Source organism: Plantactinospora veratri (genome assembly GCF_036421995.1).
Lineage (GTDB): Bacteria > Actinomycetota > Actinomycetes > Mycobacteriales > Micromonosporaceae > Plantactinospora > Plantactinospora veratri.
In genome coordinates this window covers 100590-125329 of the sequence record NZ_JAZGQL010000014.1, presented here as the reverse complement: position 1 = coordinate 125329, position 24740 = coordinate 100590, and the positions used below count along the sequence as shown (strand labels likewise).

21 protein-coding genes are annotated in these 24740 nt (G+C 72.9%); 6 read left to right on the top strand and 15 right to left on the bottom strand.

Annotated features, from left to right (window positions below; translation table 11 throughout):
- Positions 1-50: 50 nt before the first annotated feature.
- From V1634_RS19315 to V1634_RS19305, 3 genes are all read right to left on the bottom strand, one after another.
- Positions 51-1376 (bottom strand): hemolysin family protein, encoded by a 1326-nt coding sequence (locus V1634_RS19315; protein ID WP_331209271.1) that lies wholly within the window; start codon positions 1374-1376, stop codon positions 51-53.
- A 71-nt stretch (positions 1377-1447) separates the two neighbouring features.
- Positions 1448-2491 (bottom strand): sodium:calcium antiporter, encoded by a 1044-nt coding sequence (locus V1634_RS19310; RefSeq protein WP_331209270.1) that lies wholly within the window; start codon positions 2489-2491, stop codon positions 1448-1450.
- 99 nt (positions 2492-2590) lie between these two features.
- On the bottom strand, positions 2591-3328 hold the full coding sequence (locus V1634_RS19305) for a TetR/AcrR family transcriptional regulator (protein ID WP_331209269.1): 738 nt from the start codon (positions 3326-3328) through the stop codon (positions 2591-2593).
- A gap of 125 nt (positions 3329-3453) precedes the next feature.
- Here V1634_RS19305 and V1634_RS19300 point away from each other — a divergent pair, with 125 nt between their 5' ends.
- Entirely contained in the window at positions 3454-4971 is a 1518-nt protein-coding gene (locus tag V1634_RS19300; protein ID WP_331209268.1) for an MFS transporter, read from the top strand.
- 21 nt (positions 4972-4992) lie between these two features.
- Here V1634_RS19300 and V1634_RS19295 read toward each other — a convergent pair whose 3' ends face one another.
- Positions 4993-6111, bottom strand: a complete 1119-nt coding sequence (locus tag V1634_RS19295; RefSeq protein WP_331209267.1) for an NAD(P)-dependent alcohol dehydrogenase — start codon at positions 6109-6111, stop codon at positions 4993-4995.
- A gap of 82 nt (positions 6112-6193) precedes the next feature.
- Entirely contained in the window at positions 6194-6994 is an 801-nt protein-coding gene (locus V1634_RS19290) for an N-formylglutamate amidohydrolase (RefSeq protein WP_331209266.1), read from the bottom strand.
- A 222-nt stretch (positions 6995-7216) separates the two neighbouring features.
- Between V1634_RS19290 and V1634_RS19285 the strand changes: the two genes are divergently transcribed.
- A complete protein-coding gene (locus V1634_RS19285; protein WP_331209265.1) occupies positions 7217-9109 on the top strand; it encodes a Xaa-Pro dipeptidyl-peptidase in 1893 nt (630 codons plus the stop codon).
- Between the two features lie 199 nt (positions 9110-9308).
- On the top strand, positions 9309-10679 hold the full coding sequence (locus tag V1634_RS19280; RefSeq protein WP_331209264.1) for a coiled-coil domain-containing protein: 1371 nt from the start codon (positions 9309-9311) through the stop codon (positions 10677-10679).
- A 60-nt stretch (positions 10680-10739) separates the two neighbouring features.
- On the opposite strand, the gene V1634_RS19275 is transcribed toward V1634_RS19280, so the two are convergent.
- Positions 10740-11756 (bottom strand): NAD(+)/NADH kinase, encoded by a 1017-nt coding sequence (locus V1634_RS19275; RefSeq protein ID WP_331209263.1) that lies wholly within the window; start codon positions 11754-11756, stop codon positions 10740-10742.
- Between the two features lie 304 nt (positions 11757-12060).
- On the opposite strand from V1634_RS19275, the gene V1634_RS19270 reads away from it, so the two are divergent.
- Together V1634_RS19270 and V1634_RS19265 are read left to right on the top strand one after the other, a co-directional pair.
- On the top strand, positions 12061-12666 hold the full coding sequence (locus tag V1634_RS19270; RefSeq protein WP_331209262.1) for an amphi-Trp domain-containing protein: 606 nt from the start codon (positions 12061-12063) through the stop codon (positions 12664-12666).
- 167 nt (positions 12667-12833) lie between these two features.
- Positions 12834-14003 (top strand): epoxide hydrolase family protein, encoded by a 1170-nt coding sequence (locus V1634_RS19265; protein ID WP_331209261.1) that lies wholly within the window; start codon positions 12834-12836, stop codon positions 14001-14003.
- Positions 14004-14031: 28 nt separating this feature from the next.
- Here V1634_RS19265 and V1634_RS19260 read toward each other — a convergent pair whose 3' ends face one another.
- The 7 genes from V1634_RS19260 to V1634_RS19230 form a co-directional block, all read right to left on the bottom strand.
- Complete coding sequence (locus tag V1634_RS19260; RefSeq protein ID WP_331209260.1) at positions 14032-16821, bottom strand: AfsR/SARP family transcriptional regulator; 2790 nt, start codon at positions 16819-16821, stop codon at positions 14032-14034.
- A 187-nt stretch (positions 16822-17008) separates the two neighbouring features.
- A complete protein-coding gene (locus V1634_RS19255) occupies positions 17009-17686 on the bottom strand; it encodes an MBL fold metallo-hydrolase (RefSeq protein ID WP_331209259.1) in 678 nt (225 codons plus the stop codon).
- Between the two features lie 81 nt (positions 17687-17767).
- Positions 17768-18424: a response regulator transcription factor gene (locus tag V1634_RS19250; protein WP_331209258.1), complete on the bottom strand. Its 657-nt coding sequence runs from the start codon at positions 18422-18424 to the stop codon at positions 17768-17770.
- Entirely contained in the window at positions 18421-19575 is a 1155-nt protein-coding gene (locus V1634_RS19245) for a sensor histidine kinase (RefSeq protein ID WP_331209257.1), read from the bottom strand. The genes V1634_RS19250 and V1634_RS19245 overlap by 4 nt, the downstream gene beginning before the upstream one ends.
- Positions 19576-19780: 205 nt before the next feature.
- Positions 19781-20191, bottom strand: coding sequence for a hypothetical protein (locus V1634_RS19240; RefSeq protein ID WP_331209256.1), 411 nt, complete (start codon positions 20189-20191; stop codon positions 19781-19783).
- Between the two features lie 144 nt (positions 20192-20335).
- Positions 20336-21169, bottom strand: a complete 834-nt coding sequence (locus V1634_RS19235) for a class I SAM-dependent methyltransferase (RefSeq protein ID WP_331209255.1) — start codon at positions 21167-21169, stop codon at positions 20336-20338.
- A gap of 1 nt (position 21170) precedes the next feature.
- Positions 21171-21950 (bottom strand): class I SAM-dependent methyltransferase, encoded by a 780-nt coding sequence (locus tag V1634_RS19230; protein ID WP_331209254.1) that lies wholly within the window; start codon positions 21948-21950, stop codon positions 21171-21173.
- Positions 21951-22020: 70 nt separating this feature from the next.
- Between V1634_RS19230 and V1634_RS19225 the strand changes: the two genes are divergently transcribed.
- Entirely contained in the window at positions 22021-22968 is a 948-nt protein-coding gene (locus V1634_RS19225; RefSeq protein WP_331209253.1) for a LysR family transcriptional regulator, read from the top strand.
- 60 nt (positions 22969-23028) lie between these two features.
- Here the strand turns inward: V1634_RS19225 and V1634_RS19220 are convergent, their stop codons facing one another.
- Together V1634_RS19220 and yaaA are read right to left on the bottom strand one after the other, a co-directional pair.
- Entirely contained in the window at positions 23029-23826 is a 798-nt protein-coding gene (locus V1634_RS19220) for an SAM-dependent methyltransferase (protein WP_331209252.1), read from the bottom strand.
- Positions 23827-23942: 116 nt separating this feature from the next.
- Positions 23943-24740, bottom strand: a complete 798-nt coding sequence (yaaA, locus tag V1634_RS19215; protein WP_331209251.1) for a peroxide stress protein YaaA — start codon at positions 24738-24740, stop codon at positions 23943-23945.

Below are 24740 nucleotides of genomic sequence, written 5' to 3'. Positions count from 1 at the left end.
CGTAGATCGTCGATGCCTCGTACGCACCCTCCGCTCGACCCTCCCGCCCGTCAGCCGCGTCCGGCGACGGTACCGGCCGGGTCGTCGGCCGCCTCGTCGTCGTTCGCCCCGGCCGGTCGGGGACGGAGCCGCACCCTGGTGATGGCGTGCCGGTCGATCTCGGCGACCTGCGCGGTGAAGGCCGGCAGCTCGACGGTCTCGCCGGGCGCGGTCGGGATGTGTCCGAGCCGGGCGAGGACCAGACCGGCGACGGTGGTGTAGTCGCCGTCGTCGGGCTCGTCGAGGTCGAGGCCGATGTCGGGCAGGTCGTGGATCGGAAACGTGCCGGCGACCAGGAGCGTCCCGTCGGGCTGCCGGACCACGGCCTGCACGTCGCGGTCCGTCTCGTCGTAGATCTCGCCGACGATCTCCTCGATGAGGTCCTCCATCGTCACGATGCCGTCGTTGGCGCCTCGCTCGTCCACCACCACGGCGAACTGCTGGCGCTGCTGGCGCATCTGGCGCAGGGCGTCGGTGACACCGAGGGTCTCCGGCAGGAAGAGCGCCGGAGCGACGTGCCCGGCGACCGTACCGCCGTCGTCGAGCAGGTCCCGCAGGTGCACGATGCCGAGCACGTCGTCCAGGCCGCCCCGGGTGACGACCGGGGCGCGGCTGTGCCCCGACTCGGCGAGCTGCCGCCGGGCCGCTGCGGTGGGCAGGTCGGCGCGCAGGGTGACGACCTGCCCGCGCGGCACCAGGATCTCCCGCAGGATCCGGTCGGCGATCTCGAAGGCGCCGCTGATGATGGTGCGGTGCTCGGCGGAGAGCCCGCGTTGCGCCGTGACCATCTCCCGCAGCTCCTCGGCGGTGACCTCTTCCGGGCCGCCTTCCGGGTCGGCTCCGGTGAGCCGGACCACCACGTTGGTGGACTTGCTGAGCAGCCACACCGCCGGCCGGGAGAAGGCGGCGAGCATGTCGAGCGGCCGGGCCACCACCAGCGACCAGCCCTCGGCCCGCTGCATCGCGATCCGCTTCGGCGCCAGTTCGCCGAGGACCAGGCTGACGAAGGTCAACAGGACCGTCACCAGGATGACGGAGGCGGGCTCCGCGGCCGAACCGAGGAAGCCGAGCAGCGGCACCAGGGGCGCGGCCAGCGAGACGGCGGCGGCGGCCGAGGCGAGGAAGTTGGCCAGCGTGATGAAGATCTGGATGGTGGCCAGGAACCGGTTCGGGTCCCGCGCCAGCTTCGCCAGCACCCGCCCGCCGCGCGACTGCCGCTCCAGCCGCTGGATCTGGCTCTCCCGCAGCGACACCAGCGCCATCTCGCTGCCGGAGAACGCCGCGTTGACCAGTACCAGGAACAGAACCAGTGCCACCTGTAGCCCGTAGCCGTCCACCGAACGTCCGGCCTCCTCGTCCCGCTTGGTGTGGCCACCAACCTAGCCGGTCGCCGGCGCTCCGGCCCGGCTCAGGTGGCGAGGACGATGGTCATCCCGAGGTACGTGGCCAGCAGCAGCACGCCCTCGAAGCCGAGTCGTCCCCAGCCGCAGGTCTGCCGGACGAGCAGTCCGGCGAGCAGGATCGCGGTCATGAACAGCCCGCTGGTGGTGATGAAGAGGTCGTCGTTGCCGGCGGCGTGGTAGATGGAGCCCTGCCGGTACGCGATGTCCCCGACCACCAGGGTGATCACGTCGAGGATGTTCCCGCCGAGGACGGCCGCGACGGCCAGGGTGACCGCACCCCGGCGTACGGCGGCGATCGCGGTGACCGTCTCCGGCAGCCCGTTCACGATGCCGAGCAGGACCCCGCCGGTGAAGCCTGCGGTGAGGCCGGTGGTCTCGACGACGCTCTCGGCGGCCAGCGACACTCCCCAGCCGCTCACCGCGACGAGCACCCCGACCAGCACGAACCGTCCCCAGAGCGTGCCCACGCCGTGCCGGTCGAGCGCACCGTGGTCCTGCGGTACGTCGGGTTGGGTCTCCTTGGTGCCGACGGCCTGCCACATCGGTCTGGTGCCCGCGGTCCGGATCAGCCGGAGCCCGCCGAGGTAGCACGCGACGATCACGACCGAGATCGGATGGATGCCGCCGACGGTGACGTTCGGGCTGTAACTGCCGAGCAGCGCGAGGGTGAGCAGGGCGATCAGCAGACAGCCGAAGAGCAGGTTCGAGGAGGAGGCGGCGGCGTGTTCGAGGTTGACCCGGCGGTAGAAGGCGTCCGCGACCGCGACCGCGGTGGTCTGGGCGGCGATGCCGCCGACCGCGTTGCTGTAGCCGAGCTGGGGGTGGTCGCCCGCCGCGGTGACCGCGGTGATCACGATCCCGGAAAGCCCGGTGGCGACGCCGAAGAAGACCACGCCGAAGACCGCCTCGCCCCAGCCGGTCCGGTCCGCGAGAGCGTCGCCCAGGGCGACGAGCCGGATGCTGCCCAGGATCGTGACCAGCCCGGCGACGGCGAAGACGCCGACGCTGGGGCCGAGTGGCCAGGGCGTCGCGGGTAGAAAGCCCAGCATCGGGCGGTTATTCCCGAGTTGCCGGCTCCGAAGCATGCCGCCGGCATCGGTACCTCCGCCCGGGCCGGCCGGGGAGAACCGGCGGTCGGCCGGCGGCGGTCACCGGTCCGGTCGGTCCAGCCACATCTCCAGCCCGTCGAGCAGCCGGTCCAGCCCGAAGGAGAAGCTCTCGTCCCAGATCCGCTCCGGGACGTACGCGGTCGCCCCGACCTCCTGCCGCCACTTGTCGTACTGCGGATGGTCGCTGGCGATCCGTGCCAGGTGCGGTTCCAGTTTCGCCACGATCTCCTTGATCGACATGCCGGACTGCCGCGTGCTGGTGACCATCGCCGAGATGGTGGTCGCCGAGCCGATCGCGTAGGAGGTCAGCAACGCACTGGCGTGCGAGAGTTCCAGCCCGGCGAAGCCGGCCGCGGAGAGCAGCGCCACCGTACGCTCACCGATCCGCATCGCGTTCGGCCCGAGGTTCGGGCGCACTCCGAGCAGGCCGATCACCCACGGGTGGCGGAGCAGCATCTCCCGGGTGCCGGCGGTCAACACCGACGCGCCGATCCGCCAGCTCGTGTCGCCGACCTCGGGGACGTAGACCTCGCCCATCACCTCGTCGACGGCGAGTTCGAGCAGTTCGTCCTTGTTCGTCACGTACCAGTACACCGAGGTGGCGCCCGAACCCAGCCGGGTGCCGAGCCGGCGCATGCTCAGCCCGGCCAGTCCCTCGGCGTCCAGCAGCTCGATCGCGGCCCGGACGATCTGCTCGCGGCTCAGTGCGGGTTGTTCGCCCCGGCCCCGGGGCGGGCGCAGCCACACCGAGTCGGTGAACGGGTCGGACTTCGACATCCACGATCCTTTCGACTCGACCATCCTACCGACCCTCGTACGGCGTTCGAGTTTTCTGGTACACCGTTCATGAGTGCTGGTACGGTGTGCGAGATTTCTCGAACGCTGTACGAGTGGAGGTCCCGGTGTCCACATCCCATCCGCGTCGGTGGTGGATCCTCGGCGTGCTCTGTCTGAGCCTGCTGGTGGCCGTCATCGACAACATGGTGCTCAACATCGCGATCCCGTCGCTGATCCGCGACCTCGGGGCGAGCGCCTCGGACATCCAATGGATCCTCGACGCGTACATCCTGGTCTTCGCCGGCCTACTGCTCACCGCCGGCAGCCTCTCCGACCGGCACGGCCGGCGACGCGGCCTGGTGACCGGCCTGGTCGTCTTCGGCGGCGCGTCGGTGCTGGCCACGCTCTGCCAGACCCCCGGTCAACTCATCGCGGCCCGGGCTCTGATGGGGGTCGGCGCCGCCTTTCTGATGCCCGGCACGCTCTCGATCCTCACCACCGTCTTCGACCCCTCCGAGCGGAAGAAGGCCATCGCGATCTGGAGTTCGGTGCTGGTGCTCGGCGCCCTGGGCGGCCCGACCCTCGGCGGCCTGCTGTTGCAGCACTTCTGGTGGGGGTCGGTCTTCCTGCTCAACGTCCCGATCGCCGTCCTCGGCATCGTCGCGGCGCTCCTGATCATCCCCGAGTCACGCGGTCCGGCCAGCCGACCCGACGTGGTCGGTGCGCTGCTCTCCACCGCCGGCATGGCGGCACTGGTCTGGGCGGTCATCTCGTCGGCCAAGGACGGCTGGTCGTCGCCGCCGACCGTCGCCGGGCTGGTCGGCGCGGCCGTACTGCTCAGCGCGTTCGCGCTCTGGGAGCGCCGGGTCGCCGAGCCGATGCTGCCGATGGCGCTCTTCCGGGACCGGAACTTCGCCGGGGCGAGCCTCTCCGTCGTGCTGCTCTCGCTCTCGGCCGGCGGCGTGCTGCTCGCGCTGACCCAGTACCTCCAACTCGTCCTCGGGTACGGGCCGATGCGGGCCGGCCTGGCATTCGTGCCGATGCTGGTCACCGTGATGGCCTGCAACGGCCTCGGCGTACTGGTCGACCGGCGGTTCGGTGCCCGGGTCGCGATCGCCACCGGACTGTCGCTGATGGCCGTCGGCTTCGGAGTGCTCGCCTCGATCGGGCCCGCCGACGGCTACCCGACGCTGGCCGTCGCGCTGGTCCTGATCGGGGCGGGCAGCGGGATCACCGGACCGCCGGCGGTCGGCACCCTGCTCGCCGCGCTGCCGCCGGAACGTGCCGGCGTCGGCTCGGCGGTCAACGACACCGTGCAGCAGATCGGCACGGCGCTCAGCGTCGCGGTGCTGGGCAGCGTACTGGCCGCCGCGTACCGGGGCGCGATGCCGGCGGAGGTCACCGGTCCGGCCCGGGAATCCATCGGCGACGCGCTGCGGATCGCCACCGCCACCGGCGACGACAACCTGGCCCGGCTGGCCCGGGACGCGTTCGTCGAGGCGATGTCCGCCACCGCGATCGTCGGAGTGGTCGGTGGCGTCGCCGCCGCCGTCGTCGCTGCGCTGGTACTCCGGCCGAAGCCGACCCCGCCGCCGACCGCCGTACCGGTGGAACCGGCCGGAGACGAGGTCACCGTGCGGTAGGGCTAGCCAGCCACCCGGCGGCTACTCCTCGGCGAAGCGCAACACCGGTTTGATCGTACGGCCGGCGTGGACGTCGTCGGCGGCGCGCTGGATCTGCCCGAAGTCGTACCCGGTGACGAGTCGGTCCACCGGTAGCCGGCCCTGCCGGTGCAGCCGGACCAGGGCCGGGATCAGCGACTGTGTCTCCGCGCCGCCGATGGTCACCCCGACCGCCGACCGGCCGGGCAACATGGCGTTGACGTCCACCGGCACGGTGGTGCCGAACGGCGGTACGCCGACGAAGGCGAGGATCCCGCCGACCGCGAGGCTGGCCAGACCGGCCGAGATGACCGTCGGCGCGCCGGTGGCGTCCAGGATCCGGTCGACGCCATGCCCGCCGGTCAGCCGGGCGAGCGCCTCGGCGAGGTCGTCCGAGCCGGTGTCGACGGTGTCGGTGGCGCCGAGTTCGCGGGCCAGCCGGAGCCGGTCCGGCACCCGGTCCACCGCGATGATCTGCGCTGCCGGGCTCAGCGCGGCGGCCATCACCGCGCTCAGCCCGACGGTGCCGCTGCCGAGGACCGCGATGCTGGCCCCGGGGCGCGGGCGCAGCACGTTGAAGACGGTGCCGACGCCGGTCGTCACACCGCAGCCGAGCGGGGCCAGCACCTCGAGCGGCGCCTCCGGGTCGACCCGTACGACGCTGCGCTCGTCGGCGAGGGCGAGCGCCGAGAAGGACGACTGCCCGAAGAAGTGGCCGTGCAGCTCGCCGCCGTCCGCTCCGGCCAGCGGGGCGCTGCCGTCCGGGCGGGCGCCGCCGAGCAGGTTGCGGGGCAGCCAGGTGTGGCAGAGCGAGGGCTCGCCACCGTGGCAGGACCGGCAACTTCCGCAGGAGGAGAAGGAGAGCAGCACCCGGTCGCCCGGCGCCACCGAGGTGACGGCGGCGCCGACCGCCTGCACCACGCCGGCACCCTCGTGGCCGAGTACCCCGGGCAGCGGAAACGGGGCGGAGCCGGCCTGCACGATCAGGTCGGTGTGGCACATGCCGGCGGCGACCATCCGGACCAGGACCTCGTGCTCGGCCGGGCCGTTCAGCACGATCTGCTCGATGACGAAGGGCTTGCCGGCACCGCGGACGACCGCCGCGGTGGTGGGGAGCGGCATCTGGTCTCCTGCGGGTCGGTCTACCACCCGGAACGGTCGGGTAGGCATCGATGATGCTGACTGCATGTTTCTAGCGCCCGGATCACCGGGCGTCAAACCCGGTGCGACGATCGGCGGCGGTGTCCACCGCGTCGACCAGGGTGGCCAGGGCACCGGCCAGCCCGGCCAGGCCGTCGGTGGGCGGGCCGCCGGGTTCGACCAGGTAGCCGTCCCGGCGGATCTCCACCATCAGGGCGGTCACCCGGCGATCCCGGCCGTAGTAGCGCAACGGCACGTAGCAGCCCGTGAACGGGGAGTCGATCCCGACGCCGCCGAGGCCGGCGAACGCCGCCCGCCCGGCCGCCAGCAACCAGCCCGGGGTGTGCGCCGGATCGGTGCCGAGACAGACCGCCGGCCGCTCGGTGCCACCGATCTCGTACGGCAGCCGCCGGCTCGGATAGGAGTGCACGTCGAGCAGGGTCACCCGGCCCCGCGCGGCCAACCGGGCCGTCACCAGTTCGGTGACCGCCCGGGCGTAGGGGCGGTACCAGCGGTCGAGCAGCCGCTCCTCGGCGACCGGGTCGTCGGCGCGCAGCCGGGAACCGTCGCTGGTCCGGGTGTAGACGGCGGCCATCCCGACCGCCCGCATCGACTCCCGCTCGTCCGGGAAGCGCTCCGGATCGACGACCAGCCGGGAGAGCAGGTTGACGAACGTCCACGGTGTACGCCGGGCGGAGCCGGCGGCCCGGGCCGCGACCAGGTCGGTGTGCGCGTCGGTCATCCGGGCCAGCTCGGCCGCCAGGGCGCCGTCGTCGAGCAGCAGCCCGGCGCGTACCTCCGGCGGGATCAGCCGACCGGCGTGCGGAACGTGCAGGACCACCACGCTGTCGGCGGCGCCCGGCACGACCCGGAAGCCTGCCGACCCCGCCGCTCCACCGCGCCGCACCAACCACCGCCGTCGAGTCGACCGGTCCTCGGACGCCGACCCGGCGACGGCCCGGTCCGCGCAGGTCCTTGCGCGGGCCGTCGAACCCGGACGGGTCAGGTTCCGACAGATGTACGTTGTTCGATCACCATTTCCGCCCGTAGCCTACCCACGCCCCTGACCGGCGAAAAAGGAGTGTGTATGGGTCGGATCAGTAGGATCTGGCGGGTCGGACTCGCGGTGCTGCCGATGGCGGTGGTGGCCGTGCTCGGCGGCACGGCACCGGCGTTCGCCCAGGCCGGACCCTCCATCGTGGTGGGCGACGGTGTGACCCAGCCGGTGTTCGGGTACGCCGACGCGATCCGGGAGCGGCTCTTCGTCGACTCGACGTTCGACAGCGACAACGACGGCCTGCGCGACATCATCGCGTTCGACGTCATGCGCCCCAGGGCCACCGCCGACGGGCTCAAGGTGCCGGTCGTCATGGACGCCAGCCCGTACTACTCGACCGTCTGCCGGGGCAACGAGTCCGAGTGCAAGGTCGACATGGACGGTGACGGCCTGCTCGACAAGTGGCCGCTCTTCTACGACAACTACTTCGTGCCGCGCGGCTACGCGGTGATCCTGCTGGACATGGTCGGCACCAACAACTCCACCGGCTGCCCGACCACCAACGGCGACCCGGACAACCTGAGCGCCAAGCAGGCGATCAACTGGTTGAACGGCCGGGCCACCGCGCGGAACGCGGCCGGGCAGGTGGTCAAGGCCGACTGGCACAACGGCCGTACCGGGATGATCGGCAAGTCGTACGACGGCTCGCTGGCGATGGCGACGGCGGTGACCGGCGTCAAGGGCCTGACCACCATCGTGCCGATCAGCGGCCCGGCGGAATACTACGACTACACCCGCAGCAACGGGGTGATCACCCGGGGCAACAGCTACGTGGCGTCGCTGGCCAACACGGTGACCAACCCGGACCGCCGGGACTACTGCAAACCGGTCCGGGACGCGATGGCCGCCGCCGACGGTGACGAGACCGGCGACTACTCGGCCTTCTGGACCGAACGCAGCTACGTCCGGAACGTCGACAAGATCAAGGCAAGTGTGCTGCTCTACCACGGGCTCAACGACGACAACGTCCGGCCGGACCACTTCAGCAAGTTCTGGTACGCGCTGGCCGCGCACGACGTACCGCGCAAGCTGTGGCTCTCCCAGGAGGGGCACGTTGACCCGTTCGACTCCCGCCGGACGGTCTGGGTGAACACCCTGCACCGTTGGTTCGACTACTGGCTGCACCAGGTACCGAACGGGATCATGGACGAGCCCCGGGTCGACCTGGAGCGCTCCGCCGACGTCTGGGAGACGCACGCCGACTGGCCGGTCCCGGGTACGACCGAGACCGAGGTCTTCCTCCAGCCGGGTGCCGGCGGCGCCGGGGGCCTCAAGCTGGTGCCGGCGCGGAAGCCGGCCACCGAGACCTTCGCCGACGACCCGGCGCAGCGCCAGGACGCGATGGTCAACAATCCGGACACCGTCACGCCGAACCGGCTGGCGTACCTGTCGGAGCCGCTGCGGGCCCCGCTGCACGTCTCCGGTACGCCCGTGGTGCGGCTGCGGGCCGGCGCGGACGCCACCGACACCAACCTCGGGGCGATCCTGGTCGACTACGGCACCGCCGAACGGGTCGCGCACCGGGCCTCCGGGGAGGGCATCATCACCCTGGAGACCCAGGACTGCTGGGGCGAGACCAGCCCGACCGACGACGGCTGCTACAAGCAGACCCAGAAGCGGGTGGCCACCGCAGATTTCGAACTGGTCACCAAGGGCATCCTGGACGCCCAGAACCGCCAGTCGATCCGCAAGGCCACCCCACTGGTCCCCGGCAAGCTCTACAACTTCGATTTCCCGCTGCTGCCGGAGGACTACGTCTTCCAGCCGGGCCACCGGATCGGCGTGATCATCGTCGGGAGCTACCCGCAGTACTCCAGTCAGGCCGACCCGAACCGGGCCACCATCGACGTGGCGCTGAAGACCAGCCGGATCGTGCTGCCGATCGTCGGCGGTACGCCCGCCGCGCACGCCGCCGGGCTGTGACCGTACGCCCCGCCGGCCGTCCCCGCGACGGCCGGCGGGGCACCGTCGTCCCGGGTACGGGTCGGCCGGGTCGGGTACGGGTCGGCCGGGCCACCCCGCCGGGCCGTCGGCAGGTGTATGATCCGCCGGTTGAGCCCTACCCCTGCGGCGTGTGCCCCGGACGCCGGCACCGGGCTCGCGACCGTATGGAGGATGGCGCATGTCCCAAGGCCAGGAGCTGTTCGACCTGCACGAGGACAAGACTTCGCGGCCCAGTTTCGAGACCACGCTGCGCGGTTACGACAAGCGGCAGGTCGAGCAGTACGTGGCGCAGACCGCCAACGAACTCTCGAAGCTGGTCTCCGAACGCGAGCAGGCGTTCAGCCACATCCAGGGGCTGACCGTCCATCTCCAGCAGGTGCAGGCCGAGCTGACCGAGTTGCGGGAGCGCCCGCCGCAGGTGGACCGGGCGTCGTTCCGCGACCTCGGCCCGATGGTCGACCAGATCATGGCGCTGGCCGAGAAGCAGGCCGGCGTGATCGTCGACGCTGCCGCCCAGCGGGCGACCGAGCACCAGAACGAGGCGGAACGGGTCCTGGCGGACGCGCGCGAGCAGGCCGAGAAGCTGGTCGCCGAGGGCGAGGCGAGCCGGGAGCGCGCCGAGCAGGAGGCGCAGCGGGTCAGCGAGCGGAGCGCCCAGCAGGCCGAGCGGGCCCAGGCCCAGGCCGAGTCGATGCTGGAGGCGGCGCGCAACCAGATCCAGCAGGAGATCGAGGCGGCGCGGACGCGCACCCAGCAGGAGCTCGGCCAGTGGCAGGCCAACGTGGAGCGGGAGCTGACCGAGCTGCGCAACGGCACCGAGGCGGAGCTGACCCGGGTGCAGAAGCAGGTCGAGGAGGAGAACGCGAACCTCCGGTCGGAGGCGCAGCAGTACGCCTCCGACCTGCGTCGACGGGCGGACGAGCAGGCCACGGCGCACCAGCAGCAGCTCGCGGCGCTCCAGGAGGAGATCGAGACGCGGCAGCAGTCGCTCGGCCAGTTGCAGGCGGCCCAGGAGACCGCGCAGCAGAAGCTGGCGCAGTCCCGCCAGGAGGGTGCCACGGCGGAGCAGGAGTTCGCCCAGTTGCAGCAGCGGCTCGGTGAGGTCCGTCAGGACCTGACCGCCGAACTCAACCGGCTGGACGAGGCCCGCCGGGCGGCCGAGCAGGCCGAGCGGCAGGCGGCCGAGGTGCGGGCCCGGACGCAGCGCGAGGCGAAGCGGCTGGCCGACCGGGCCGCCGCCGCGGTGCTGGCAGCCGCCGCGATCACCGGCGAGACCGGCGAATACCAGATGGTGGCGGTGCGCCAGGAGGCCAACCGGGCCATGGCCGAGTCGGCGGCGGAGCCGGTCGAGCAGCCCGACCTGCCCGAGCAGCGCGAGCCGGTCGAGCAGCCGGAGCCGGTGAACATGTTCGAGCCGGTCGAGCAGCCCGAGCCGGCCGTGAACATGTTCGAGCCGCAGCAGCCCCCGCACCAGCCGCAGCACCACGGGCACCCGCACTCGCAGCCGCCCGTGTACACGCCGAACGGCGCCGACCCCGGCCGGTACTAGCCAGTCGCCAGTCCTCCAGGCCCGGTCGCCGGGGCGTCGCGGTGGCCCGTCCGGGTGCGCTCAGCCGTCGGCCTGGTCGGGCCGGCGGCTGTCCGCCACCGCCGCCGGAGCGTCGGCGAGGGAGAACCGCTCCCGCAACCGTGAGTAGAACCGGGAGGGACGCAGCCGTACCAGCCGGGCCGGCTCGCGCGCCGGCAGCACCGTCACCCAGTCCCCGGGATCGAGTACGCCGCGAAGCTGCCCGTCCACGCTGACCGCCACCTGGCCGGACCGGTCGAGGACGCGTACCGTCACCGCCTCGTCGGCGGCCATCACCAGGCTGCGGTTGAAGACCATGTGCGGGGCGACCGGGGTGAAGACCAGCGCGCCGAGCCGGGGGGAGAGGATCGGGCCACCGGCGGCGAAGTTGTAGGCGGTGGAGCCGGTCGGGCTGGCCACCACGAGGGCGTCGGCCGAGTATGACGCGAAGAGGGTCTGGTCCAGGTACACCCCGAGACTCGCCTGCCGGTCCCGGGCCAGCTTCTCGAAGACGATGTCGTTGAGCGCGGTGACGTCCAGCGCCACGCCCGGCTGGTCGACCGGTTCGGCGGTAGGGGGCAGTGGCGGGGGCGGTGGCAGCAGCGGCCCGCGCCCGTAGCGCAGCAGCGCCTCCATCCCGCCGGGAATCTCCAGCGGCTGGGAGGCGCAGAGCGTCAGCATCAGCCGTTCGTCGAGCTGTACCCGGCCGGAGAAGAACGCCTCCAACGCCGTGTCGATCTCGGTGGGCTCGATCTCGGTCAGGAAACCCACCCGGCCGACGTTGATCCCGAGTACCGGTACCCCGTCCTTGGCGGCGATCCGTGCGCCCCGCAGGAACGTCCCGTCCCCGCCGATCGTCACCACCAGCGCCGGGTGCCCAGCGGCCTCGGCCTCGTCACCCGCGTTGCGTCGTTGCCGGTGCTCCCAGGACGGCTCCCAGACGTCGATGTCGCTGACCCCGATCGAGTGGTCGGCCGCCCAGCGGCGGACGGCGCCGGCCGCCGTCACCGCTGCCGCCCGGCCCTCGTGCACCACCAAGCCGATCCGCTGACCCGTCATGCTCTCTCGTCTCTCCTGCCTGGCGCCCGCGCCACCGGCCCTCGGGCGGTGAACGATTTGGTCGCGGTCCTGGCCACTGCCTACCACGAACATGGTCGACCAGCCCGGACGGACCCGGTCCCGGGGCCACCGGGCCGGGCGCCGCTGTTCCCGGCCGATCGGCGGTGTGAGGGAGCTACCCGTCGACGATCTCGGGCGTGCGGCGGCGGGTCGACGACCGGATGGTGGCTCCGCCGCATCGGCTCGGGGCCGTGGTGTTGCCCGGTCGGACCCAGGCGCGGCTGGTCCTGTGTGGAGTGCGAGCATGGCGGCCATGGAAATCTACGAGGACGAGCGTACGGTGTCGCGGGCGGATCTGGCGGGCTGGCTCCGCCAGTTGGCCCACCAGCTCGATTCGGAGGGAAAGATCTTCTACGGTGCGGCCGGTGCGGTCACCGTCACCGACCAGGTCGAATGTGAGCTGGAGATCGAGCGCGACGGCGCCGAGATCTCCGTCGAGATCGAGTTCTCCTGGACGGATCCCGCGGCGGCCAGCAGCGTCGCCGGGGAGGAAGACGAAGACGAGGAAGACGAGGAAGACGAAGACGAGGAAGAGGGCGACGAGGGCGTAGAGAGCGACGACGAAGGGGACGAGGAGTCGACCGGGACGGCGGCAGCCGGGGCGGGGCCGACCGGGCGGGCGAGCGCCGAGCCGGCGGCGGAGGGCGTACCGGCGGACACCGGGCAGGTGAGAGCGTCGGAGCCGGCGGCGGAAACCAGCGGGCCGGGCGCCCCGACCACCGCCGCCACCACCCCAGCCCAGCCGTTCGGCACGGCCGCGCCATCCAGCACCTCCGAGCCGGCCAGCCCGGCCGAGGCGCCCGGGACCGCCGAGTCGGCGGGTGAGGGCCGGCCCGCCGGAGCGGCCTGACCCTCCGGTCGGGGCGGCCGCCGGGTGGGCGCCCGGATCTCCGACCGACCCACCCGGCGGTCCGACAGCACGACCCGACAGCACCCGACGGCACAGCCCCGTTGGGACGGCGTTGCAGCGCGGAATTCCGGCCGGGAATTGACCGCAGTGCCGCCTACGGTGCCGCCATGACCGATCTCGGACCCCTGATCCGTCCCTTCCGCATCGACATCCCCCAGGCGCAGCTCGACGACCTGCACGCGAGGCTGGCGAACACGCGCTGGCCGGACGAACTTCCCGGTGTCGGCTGGAGCCGTGGCGTACCACTGGGATACCTGCGGGAACTCGCCGAGTACTGGCGGACGAAGTACGACTGGCGGGCGCACGAGACGGCACTGAACGGGTACCCCCAGTTCGTCACCACCGTCGACGGGCAGAACCTGCACTTCCTGCACGTACGCTCCGCCGAGCCGGCCGCCACCCCGCTGCTCCTGCTGCATGGCTGGCCGGGTGGCGTGGTGGACTTCCTCGACCTGATCGGGCCGCTGACCCAGCCGCGTGCGCACGGCGCCGACCCGACCGACGCGTTCCACCTGGTCATCCCGTCGCTGCCCGGGTTCGGCTTCTCGACCCCGCTGGCCGGTCCAGGGATGGGCCCGGCCCGGATGGCGGAGGTACTCGGCGAGCTGATGTCCCGACTCGGCTACCAGAGGTACGGCGTGCAGGGTTACGACACCGGTGCCTGGGTGGGCCCGGAGCTGGCCCGGCGCCATCCGGACCGGGTGGTCGGGCTGCACCTCAACGCCCTGCTCACCTTTCCGGCCGGCGTCGACGGCGAACTGGACGGGCTGACCGAGGTCGAGCAGCGGCGCTGGCAGGCGATGCAGGACTTCAACGACGGCTACCTCCAGTGCAACTCCAAGCGGCCGCAGACGGTGGCGTACGCGCTGCACGACTCGCCGGTCGGCCAGCTCGGCTGGATCGTGGAGAAGTTCAAGGAGCTCACCGATCCCGAGGAGGGCCTGCCGGAGCAGAGCGTCGACCGGGACCGGATGCTGACCGATGTCGCCCTCTACTGGTTCACCGGCACCGCCGGCTCGGCCGCGCAGATCTACTACGAGTCGATGTCGGCGGCGACCGACTGGGCCGAAGCCGACGGCTGGGCGGTGTCGTCGCGCGGCACCGTGCCGACCGGAGTGCTGGTCTCCACCCACGACGTGACGATCCGGCGCTGGGCGGAGCGGGACCACAACGTCGTACGGTGGACCGAACTAGACCGGGGCGGACACTTCCTCGCGATGGAGGCACCGGAGCTGCTGGTCGCCGACGTGCGGGAGTTCTTCCGGCAACTGCGCTGACAGCCGCGCCACCGGCTCGGCGCCGTGCTCACTCCCCGAGCTCGACGCGCAGGGCCGCCGCGTCCGGCGCGCCGAGTTCCTCGTAGACGGCGAGGGCCTGCAGCCAGACCACCCGGCCGTCCTGGCGGCGCCCGGCCGTCCGCAGCGCGTCGCCGAGCCGGTGCAGACTGGCCGCCTGGTACCAGCGGTCGTCGAGGTCGCGGTAGATCTCGGCGGCCCGCCGGTACTGGTCGATCGCCGCCCCGTGCCGGCCCAGCTGGCTGTGCGCGGTCGCGGCGGCCTGCAACGCCCTGGCCTCGCCCCGACGGTGACCCATCGACCGGAAGATCTCCAGGGACTCTGTGATCACCGGTACCGCCTCGGCGGGCCGGCCGGCGACGGTCAGGGTCAGGGCGATCTGGTAGAGCGAGATCGACATGTTCCCGGTCTCGCCGTGCGCCCGTTCCAGCGCGTACGCCTGCCGGCTGCACCGTAGCGAGCGCAGGTGCTCACCGGCGTCCCGGTACGCGGCGCCGAGGTTGCTCAGCACCGTCGCGATGCCTGCCGGGTCGGCCAGCTCCCGGAAGATCTTCAGGGCCCGCTGGTGCGTCCGCACCGCCAGCGCGGTCTGCCGGGTCGACCGGTAGGCGGTGCCGATGCCGCTGAGCATGTGTGCCTGGCCGATCCGGTCACCGGTCCGCTCGGCGGCGCGGAGTCCGGCCCGGTGGGTGCGGATCAGTTCGGTCCAGGCCCGGGTCAGGTGCAGGTGGACCCAGGCGGCGTAGGCGAGGCGCCAACAGAGGTCGTCGAAGCCGCGTGCCTGCGCGAGTTCCACGGCGGCGACCAGGTTGTGCCGCTCGGCCGCGTACCACTCCCGCGCCTGCCGCTCGGCGGAGAAGGTCAGCGGAGCGACGTCCGGGAGAGCTTCCGGCACCGTCACCTCGGACTCGCTCGGCTGGAGCAGCGGCCGGGCGTTCAGCGCGCTGCGGGTCAACCATTCGACCAGCCGGCGTTGACTGAGGTCGCGCAGCGGGGGCGTGTCCTGCTCGGCGGTGAGTTCGGCGGCGTACGCGTAGAGCAGGTCGTGCACCACGAACCGGTCCGGAGCGTGCTCGCTGACCAGGTGCGCGGCGGCGAGTTCGTCGAGCGGGCCCCGGCTGCGCGGCTCGTCGACCCCGGCCAGGGTCGCGGCGGCCGGGGCGGAGAGCTCCGGGCCGGGGTGCAGGCCGAGCCGCCGGAACAGCCGGGCGGCCGGCACGCTGAGGGTCCGGTACGACCACGAGAAGACCGCGCGTACGTCCACCGCCGTGTCCGGGCTGGCGAACCTGTCCAGCCCGTCCCCGGCCTCGGCCAGTTGCCGGTGCAGCGCCGCCAACGGGAAGGCGGGGCGGGCGACGGCCCGGGCGGCGACGATGGCCAGGGCCAGCGGCAGCCGGCCGCACGCCTCGACGATCCGGTCCACCGCCTCGGGTTCGGCGTCGATCCGCCGCCGGCCGAGCCGGGCGCCGAGCATCTGCCGGGCCTGGCACGCGGTGAACGGCTCCAGCCGGACCGACCGGGCTCCCTCGGTCACCACCAGCGCGGAGAGTTCGTTGCGGCTGGTGACCAGCACGAAGCAGTCGGTCCCGCCGGGCAGCAGCGGCCGGACCTGCTCGGCGTCGCCCGCGTTGTCCAGCACGATCAGCATCCGGCGGCCGTCCGTCAGCGACCGGTACAGCCCGGTCTGCCCGTCGAGGTCGGCGGGGATCTGCGCGGCGGGCAGCCCGAGCGCGCGCAGGAAGAGCGTCAGCGCGTGCTCGGGGGTCACCGTGGCCCGGTCGTCGTAACCGCGCAGGTCGACCCAGAGCTGCCCGTCCGGGAAGGACTCCGCGACCCGCCGGGACCAGTGCAGCGCCAGCGCCGTCTTGCCGACCCCGGCCGTACCGTTCAGGACCAGGACGCCCGGGGCGCCACCGGGGCGGCGATCGCGGGTGTCCAGCAGGGTGTGCAGCCGGGCCACCTCGGCGGCCCGGCCGGCGAAACCGGAGACGTCCGGCGGGAGCTGCCGGGGTACCGGTGGCAGCCCCACCGCCCCGGCGGCTGCCGTCGGGGTGCCGGCGAGCACCCGCGCGTGCAGTCGCTGGAACTCCTCGCCCGGGTCGAGCCCCAGCTCCTCGGCCAGGTGCCGGCAGCCCTGGTGGTAGGCGTCCAGCGCCTCGGCCCGGCGCCCGCTGCGGTGCAGTGCGGTGACCAGTTGCAGCCACAGCCGTTCCCGCAGCCCGTCCCGGGCGGTCAGGCCGCGCAATTCCTCGACGAGATCGGCGTGCCGGCCGAGCCGCAGGTCCACGTCGATCCGCCGCTCCAGCGTACGGAGTCGCTGCTCCCACAGGCCCGGAACGCTCTCCCGGTGCAGCAGTTCGGACGGTACGTCGCAGAGCGGATCGCCGCGCCACTGCCGCAGCGCCGCGCGCAGCGCCGTCGACTCGCCGTCCGGATCGGACCGCCGAGCCGCCAGGTCGGCCGCCAGCAGCCAGTGCCGGAACCGCCCCAGGTCGACGAGGTCGTCGTCGGCCTCGATCAGGTAGCCGTCCGAACCGGTGGTGATCAGTGGTGGCGAGCCCGCCTCTTCGAGCAGGGCGCGCAGCCGGGTGACGTACAACTGCGTTGCCCGGCGAGGATTGTCCGGCTGGCGGTCGTCCCAGATCGCCTCGGTCAGCCGTCCGACCGAGACGAGCCGGCCCGGCTCCAGCAGCAGTGTCGCCAGCAGTGTCCGGCACTTCGGCGACCGGATCGGCACCGGCCGGCCGTCCACCCGCACGTCGATGGGCCCGAGCAGCCCGAATTCCACCCCGTTGACCATCGCCCTCTCCGCCCCCGCGTCTCCGACAGGCTGACACAGCAGCGGACAATCGGAAATACGCAGCCTGACGTACACATACAGGGTCGCGGGAACAGACAATATCGGTTTACCGACGCGACGGAGATCAATTTCTGAATCCGTTGCGCAATTCCGCAATGCATTGACGATTCGCCCCGGCCGGGCGGCGTCAAGGGGGGCCGGGTCGACCGACGGTGATGCAGGCGCCCGGCTCGGTCAGGGCGTGGAAGACGACGCCGAGCCGCTCGACGTACCGGCGGTAGGTGTCGTAGCGCTGCCGGAGGAAGAAGTCCCGGGCGTGACCGTCATGGACCGGCAGGACCGCACCGGGCTGGAGTTGGGCGACGAATCCGGCCACCGCGCGCTCGGTCAGGAAGGGCGCCGTCACGGGTACCGCCGCCACCGCGACACCCCGGTGGGCCAGCAGCCCGGGATGCAGCGAGTCGCCACAGTGCAGCAGTACCCCGTCGACCAGGTACGCGGTGTTGGCCGGGGTGTGGTCGTCGAGGATCGGCTCGTGGTCGGCGGGCACGGCGTCGAGCCGCAGCGCCCCGACCCGGTACTCGCCCGCCTCCACCACCGTCACGTCGAGTCCGTGCCCGCGCAGCGACTGCGCGGTTTCCCGGTTGCCGAGCAGTCGCGCGCCGGTCCGGTGCACGATCTCGACCAGCGCCGCCGGGTCGGCGTGGTCCGGGTGGTGGTGGGTGAGGGCGACGGCGTCGAGCCGGCCGAAGTCCTCCGGGCGTACCCGGCCCTCGGCGAAGCTGAACCGGCCGGGATCGATCAGCAGCCGCACCCCGCCCTCCTCGACGAGCAGGCACGAGTGCAGGTATTTCGCGATCCTCACCGCCGGCTCCGTTCCCCGGGTGCCCCGGCCGGCTACCCGGCGAATTCGGCGGGCAAACCCGCAACCGGGTGGCCGAAGCCCTCAGCCGAGCCCGACGACGTGGTTCTCCCAGGCCCAGGCCGCGATCTCGACCCGGTTGCGCAGCCCCAACTTGGTCTGGATACCGGAGAGGTGACTCTTGACCGTGCTGATCGAGATGAACAGCTCGGCGGCGATCTCCTGGTTGGTGCGACCCCGGGCGATGGCCCGGACGACCTGCGTCTCCCGTTCGGAGAGGGCCCGGACGGCCCGCCCGCTGCCGGGTGCCCCGATGGTCCGCAGGTGGCGTAGGAGCCGCACGGTGACCGAGGGCGAGACCAGGGCGTCACCGGCGTGCGCGGCCCGGACCGCCTCGACCAGCAGCGCCGGGCCGGCGTCCTTGAGTACGAAGCCGACGGCTCCGCCGCGCAGTGCGCCGTAGAGGTACTCGTCGAGGTCGAACGTGGTGACCACGACCACCCGGAGTGGATCGGGGACGTCGGGGCCGGCCAGCGCGCGGGTCACCTCGATGCCGTCGAGCCGGGGCATCCTGATGTCCACCAGGCTGACGTCCGGGCGCAGTCGTCGGGCGAGCGCGACCGCCTGCCCTCCGTCCGAGGCCTCGGCGACCACGTCGATGTCGGGCTGGTCCTCGAGGATGAGCCGCAGACCACTGCGTACCATCGCCTGGTCGTCGGCGAGCAGCACCCGGATGGTCATCGACGGCTCCCGGCCGGTACGGGCACGGTGGCGCGTACCGCCCAGCCGGCGACGGGACCCGGACCGGCCCGTAAGGTGCCGCCGAGCGCCTCGAGACGCTCCCGCATCCCGATCAGCCCGTAGCCGGCCCGGTGGGGGTAGCGGGTCGTGGCCGGCGGGGCGTCGTCGACGACTTCGACGGTGACGGCTGTCCGGTCCCGGCCGACGGTCACGATGACCGAGCGGGCGTGTGGGGCGTGCCGGGCGACGTTGGTCAGCGACTCCCGTACCACCCGGTGCACCGTACTGGTCACCTCGGGCGGCCAGGTCGAGGTCTCCGCGCCGTCCGGCAGCCGCAGCCGTACCGCCGGCCCGTGGCCCTCGAAGCGCCGGACCAGGTCGCCGAGGTGTTCGGGGTTGGGGCTGGTCGGCGCGGCGTCGTCGGTGTCGCGCAGCAGCCCGACCACCCGGCGCATCGCGGCCAGCGCGTCCGACCCGGCCGACTCGATGCCGGCCAGGGCCGCGCCGGCCCGCTCGGGATGCCGGCGGGCGGCGATCTGGGCCGCCTGGGCCTGCACCACGATGCCGGTGATGTGGTGCGCGACGACGTCGTGCAGTTCCCTGGCCAGTTCCAGGCGCTCGTCCCGGCGTACCCGCTCGGCCACAGCTCGGCGGCGGGCGGCCAGCAGCCGCAGGCCCAGCCCGACCGTCAGCGCGGCGAGCCAGCCCAGGGCGTTCAGCCCGGCGACGCCGCCGACGACGGTGCCGGAGGGTGGGAAGGCGAGCTGGGCCCCGACCGCGATCGCCAGCCCGGCGACCGCGATCGCGCCGGCCGACCGCACCGGGAGGGTCCGGACCGCAGAACCGACCAGCACGGAGAGGGCGAGGGCGGAGGCGGGGCCGGGCTCGGCGGGCAGTCCGGCGGCCCGGGCGACCACGATGGCGACGGCCGCGACGGCGAGGCCGGCGACCGCGGCCCGGAGCCGCTGCCGCCGACGCGTCAGGGCGAGGGCGCAGACCACCGCTCCGACGGCGCAGCCGAACAGCCAGTAGCGGCCACCCCAGCTCGCGGCGAGCGCGGTTGCCGTGGTCAGCAGGGCGGCGCCGAAGAGGATGCCGAGCCCGGCGTCGGCGACCCGGGCCCGACCGGCCGACCGGTTCGCAACGTTCACGCCGGTCAGGCTACGGAACCGGGCCGGGGCGCCGAACCGGCCGAAAGTACGGTCGCAGGGGCGGAAACCCGGCCGGAGATGGTGCCGAGGGTGATCCGAGCACCCGACCGTCCGGTTCGGCCGGAACGAAGATCGCGGTACCCCCGGCGGCGCGGGCCCGGCGTCGGACGCCGCGCCCCGGGCGGGGTGCGGCGTCCGACCCGGCTCAGGCGACCCGCAGGGCCGGCGTGGCGACGATCCGGGCCAGGCCGGAGATGTCGCCGGTCTCGTCGATCGGCGGGTCGGCCGCCCCGGCAGCTCCGGGCGCCGCTCCGTCGGATGCGGCTGGTCCGTCAGGTCCGGTCGGCGCGGTGTCGACGGTCGCCGGGCCGGTCGCGTTTGGCGGCGAGCCCGGCGAAGCCGTCCCGATCGGCACGGTCGGCGCGGCGGAGAGGCTGATCTCGTTGAGCGTCGCGATCAACCTGCGCACGTCGTCGGTCGCCATCCGGAACGATCCCCGGCACACCGTGCCGAGCCAGAGGGACACCACCACGGTGCCCCGGTCGCCGTGGTAGCTGACCCGCATCGTCCGGTCGCCGCCACGGGTGTCGATGAACAGATCGCCAACGCTCGGCATCGGTCGCACCTCGCCCATGGATCCAGCATCTGACATCCGGGGCCGGAGCGGAAGGCCCGGCTGACCGCCCGGGAACGGCGAGGTGGTGACGCTGCACCGGTGGCGGCCCGCCGGTTGCTGTCCAGGTTGACGGCCGGTTTCCGGCTACGGTCGGACGGCGGTGACCAGCCAGTGCGCGCCGGGGATGCGTACTCCGTCCGGGCCCTCGTACGGGCGCAGCGTCTCGACCAGGATCTCCCGGGCCGCCTCGACGCTCGGCCCGCCGTCCTGTTGCAGTACCGCCAGTACCGGCCCCGAACCGAGGAAGCCGTCGGCCGCCTCGTCCGCGTCGGCCCCGAACGCCATCGGGGCGTCGACGGGCCGGGGCCGTACGTCGGTGAAGCCGGCCCCGCCCAGCACCTCCACCAGCCGCGCCGGATCGGCCAGCGAGAACATCGCCGAGTCGGGCAGTCGGTACGGGTCCGGCTGGCGGTGAAGCGCGGAGATCGGCGCCACGTACCAGGGGTTGTCGACCATGTCGCGGGGGCAGACGAAGGCGAGCCGTCCACCCGGCCGCAGCGCGTGGCGGACGTTGCCGAACGCCGCCACCGGGTCGGCGAAGAACATGATGCCGAACTGGCTGATCGCCACGTCGAATCCGCCGTCCGGAAACGGGAACACCTGCACGTCGCCCCGGGTGAACTCGACGTTGCGCAGGCCCGCCGAGGCGGCGGCGGTCCGGGCGAGGTCGAGCATCGGTGCGGACAGGTCGACGCCGAGCACCCGGCCCCGGGCGGCCAGCCGGGCGGCCAGCCGGGTCGTCCCGCCGGTACCGCAGCCGATGTCGAGCACCCGGTCCTCCGGCTCGATCGCGGCGGCGGTGAGCAGCGTCTCGGTGAGCGCCCCGTTGACCGGGTCGTCCCGCTCGCTCTGCGCGGCCCAGTTGACGCCCTCCGGCCCGTTCCACGCCTCGGCCTGGTCGGTGTTGACGATGCGCATCTCAGTTCCCTTTCGGTAGGGCCCGGGCGAGCAGCCGCAGGCCGACCGCGGTGAGGCCGCCGTCGGCCACCCGCAGACGCTCGATGTCTCGCAGTACGGTGAAGACCGCCAACCCGTCGGCGTCGTCGCCGAGCCGGTCTCCGAGATAGCGGTGCAGGTACGGCACCCGCACGGTCTCGCGGATGTCGAAGAACCCGGCGATCTCCCTGACGACCGCCTCCCCCGGGTGCAGGCGGTACCCGTCGCGGTGCCGCTCGACCCAGTGCGCGTGCGACGGCTCGACCGGCCGGCCGTCGGGCTCCGGCCGGAGTGTCCCGGTCGCACCGAGCACCGCCGCCATGTCGTGGTACCAGCCGGCGGTGGCGGCGTCGGCCCGCTCCCAGGCGAACTCGTCGACCACCAGCGTCCCGCCCGGCCGCAGCAGCGTCCATGCCCGCCGCACCGCGCCGGGGAGGTCCGCCATGTGGTGCAGGGAGAGCGAACAGAGCACCACGTCGAAGGGGTGTTCGTCCTGGTAGTCGGCCAGGTCGGCGCTGAGGGCCGCGACGCCGCGCGCGGCGGCCGAGTTGACGGCCACCGGGTCGGCGTCCACGCCCAGGACGGCGTAGCCGGCTTGGCCGAGGGCTCGGGCGAGGTCGCCGTGCCCGCAGCCCGCGTCGAGGATCCGGGCCGGCGGCGGGGGCAGCCGTCCGGCAAGGAAGGTCAATTGTTCGGCGATCCGGGCGGCGGTGACGTGGCCGCTGTCCGGCTCGTAGGCCCGGATCGTGCTGATTGGACTCACCGGTCAAGCGTCGACCGGATCTGCCATGCGGACAACTGCGGGTTGGTTGGGTCTGCCATAAGCTTGACGCATGCTTGACCCCTGGTCGTTGCAGGTACTCGTCGCGGTCGGCGAGCGCGGTTCGTTCTCGGCGGCGGCCACGGCGCTCTCGTTGACCCAGCCCGCCGTCTCGCGACAGGTCGCGGGTCTGGAGCGGCGGCTCGGCGTACGGCTGTTCAGCCGGGACGCCCGTGGTGTCCGGCCGACCCCGGCCGGTGCGGTCGCGATCGAACTGGCCCGGGAGAGTCTCGACCGGCTGCGGGATCTGGAGGCCCGGCTGGCCTCCTTCGCCGAACTGGAGTCGGGCGAACTTCGGCTGGCGGCCTTTCCGAGCGTCAACACGCACTTCGTGCCCGAGGCGGTCCGCCGGTTCGGGCGGCTCCACCCTGGTGTGGTGCTCAGCCTCCGGCAACTGGACCAGGCGGCGCTGCTGCCGTCGGTCCGGGACGGGCGGATCGACCTGGCCCTGGTGACCGACTGGCACCTCTACGACGAGCCACAGGCGGCCCGGGACGCCCCGATCGGCGCCGACCCGGCCCGGATGAACGTCGAGGGTGTCGACCTGGTGCCCCTGCTCGACGAGGAACTCCAGGTCGTCCTGCCGGCCCAGCACCGGCTGGCCCGGCGCCGCCGGGTCCGCCTGGCCGAGCTGGGCGGCGAGACCTGGATCGACGGGGCGCATCCGGACTGTCTCGGCCCGGTCGCTCCGCTCGCCCAGGCGCTCGGCGCCGCACCCCGGATCGGGTTCTGGTGCGACGACTGGAGCGGCAAGCAGGCCCTGGTGGCGGCCGGTGTCGGCGTGATGCTGATGCCCACCCTGGCCGCCGTGGCGGTGCGCCGTGACGTGGTACTGCGTCCGACCATCCCGGTACTGCCGACCCGCCGGCTGCACGCGGTGACGGCCAGACCGGAGTTCCGCGCCCCGGCGGTGACCGCGATGCTGGAGGTACTGGCCGATCTGGCCGCGCACCGGAACTGACCGTACTGACGGCGCCCGACCGGCACCGGTCGGAATGACCCCCGGGCGGCCCTGGCCGGGCTACAGCTTCCGGCCGACCCCGGCGGCGACCTTGAGCATGGTCGGCGGGGCCTTCTCGTCCGGCCACCACTCCTGCACGTCGACGACACCGGGCGACAGCAACTCGAAGCCGTCGAAGAACCGTTCGATCTCGTTCCGGCCCCGGAACGTCATCGGCGCGGGGGAGTTGGCCGAGATCTCCTCCAGTTTCGCCTTCGCCGCCGGGTCGCTGCCGTCGGTGCAGAACTGGGAGATGCAGACGTAGCTGCCCGGAGCCAACCGGTCGCGGAACCGCGCGATCAGCGCCGCCGGGTCCTCGGCGTCGGTGACCAGGTGGAACAGGCCGATGAAGAGCAGCAGCACCGGCTCGTCGAGGTTGATCAGCCGCCGCACCTGCGGGTCGTCGAGGAGTTCGTCCGGCCGGCGTACGTCGGCCTGGATCGAGGCCACGTTCTCGTCGGTGGCCAGCAGGGCCCGGTTGTGGATGAAGACGATCGGGTCGCTGTCCACGTAGACCACCCGGGCGTCCGGGGTGATGGCCCGGGCGGTCTCGTGCACGTTGGGCGCGGTGGGGATGCCGGCGCCGACGTCGAGGAACTGCGTGATGCCGGCGTCGGCGCACATCTGGGTGACCCGGAGCAGGAACCGCCGCTGCGCCTTGCCGAGGGCGGGTAGGTCCGGGGCGAGCGCGATGACCTGCTTGGCCGCCTCCCGGTCCACCGCGAAGTTATCCTTGCCACCGAGCACGTAGTCGTACGCGCGGGCGTGGCTCATCTGCGTGGTGTCGATACCGGACGGCACGGAGTCCTGGTTGGTCACGAGCACTCCCGGAAATGGGGTCGAGGGCTGCGATCGGCGCGCCGATCTTAGCCCGCCGGGAACCGGAAACACGCTCAGGGGCGGCGGGAAAGGGGTTCCCCGGCCGGTCCGTGACGTCACAGTTCGGTGACCACCAGGTCGAGCTGACGCGGGCGGCCGGCGACCGCCGGCTGCTCCTCGACGGTGTACTTCAGGTCGCGCAGCGCCTCGACCAGCCGGCCGGTCGACCGGGGTGCCGCGCCGGCCAGCAGCAGGTCGCGGACCAGCCGACCCTTGCTGGCCTTGTTGAAGTGGCTCACCACCGAACGTCGGACCTGGCCGGCGACGACCTGCTCGTGCAGCACCCGGACCGTCACGGTGCGCTCGGCCAGCCGGCCGGTGGGCCGCCACATCGGCGCGTACCCGCTGGAGCGGAGGTCGAGCACGGGCCCGCCGCCGGCCGTCTCGGTGAGCACCGGGTCGAGCAGCCCGCGCCAGTACGCCGCCAGTCCACCCGGCCCGGGCAGGTTCACCCCGATCGCGCAGCGGTACGCCGGGATCCGGTCGTCCATCCGGAGCGCGCCCCAGAGCCCGGAGAAGACGAGTACGGAACGCCGGGCCCGCGCCCGGGCCGCACCGGGCAGGGTGCCGAAGCCGAGCGCGTCGTAGAGCACCCCGGTGTAGACCTTGGCCGCCGGCTGGGCCGGCGCGGTGCGCAGCCGGGCGTTGCGGTCCAGTTCCTCGTCCTGCCCCGGGCTGAGTCCGAGCACCTCCCGGGCCCGGACCCGGTCCGGTCCGGCGCAGAGCGCGACGAGCGCGTCGAGGACGCGTTCCCGGCCGGGGTTGAGCGCCGGCAGGCTCAGCGCGTCCGGGTTCACCGGCCGGCCGGAGCGGGGACCGGTCTTCCCCTCCGAGGGAGGCAGCAGGATCAGCAC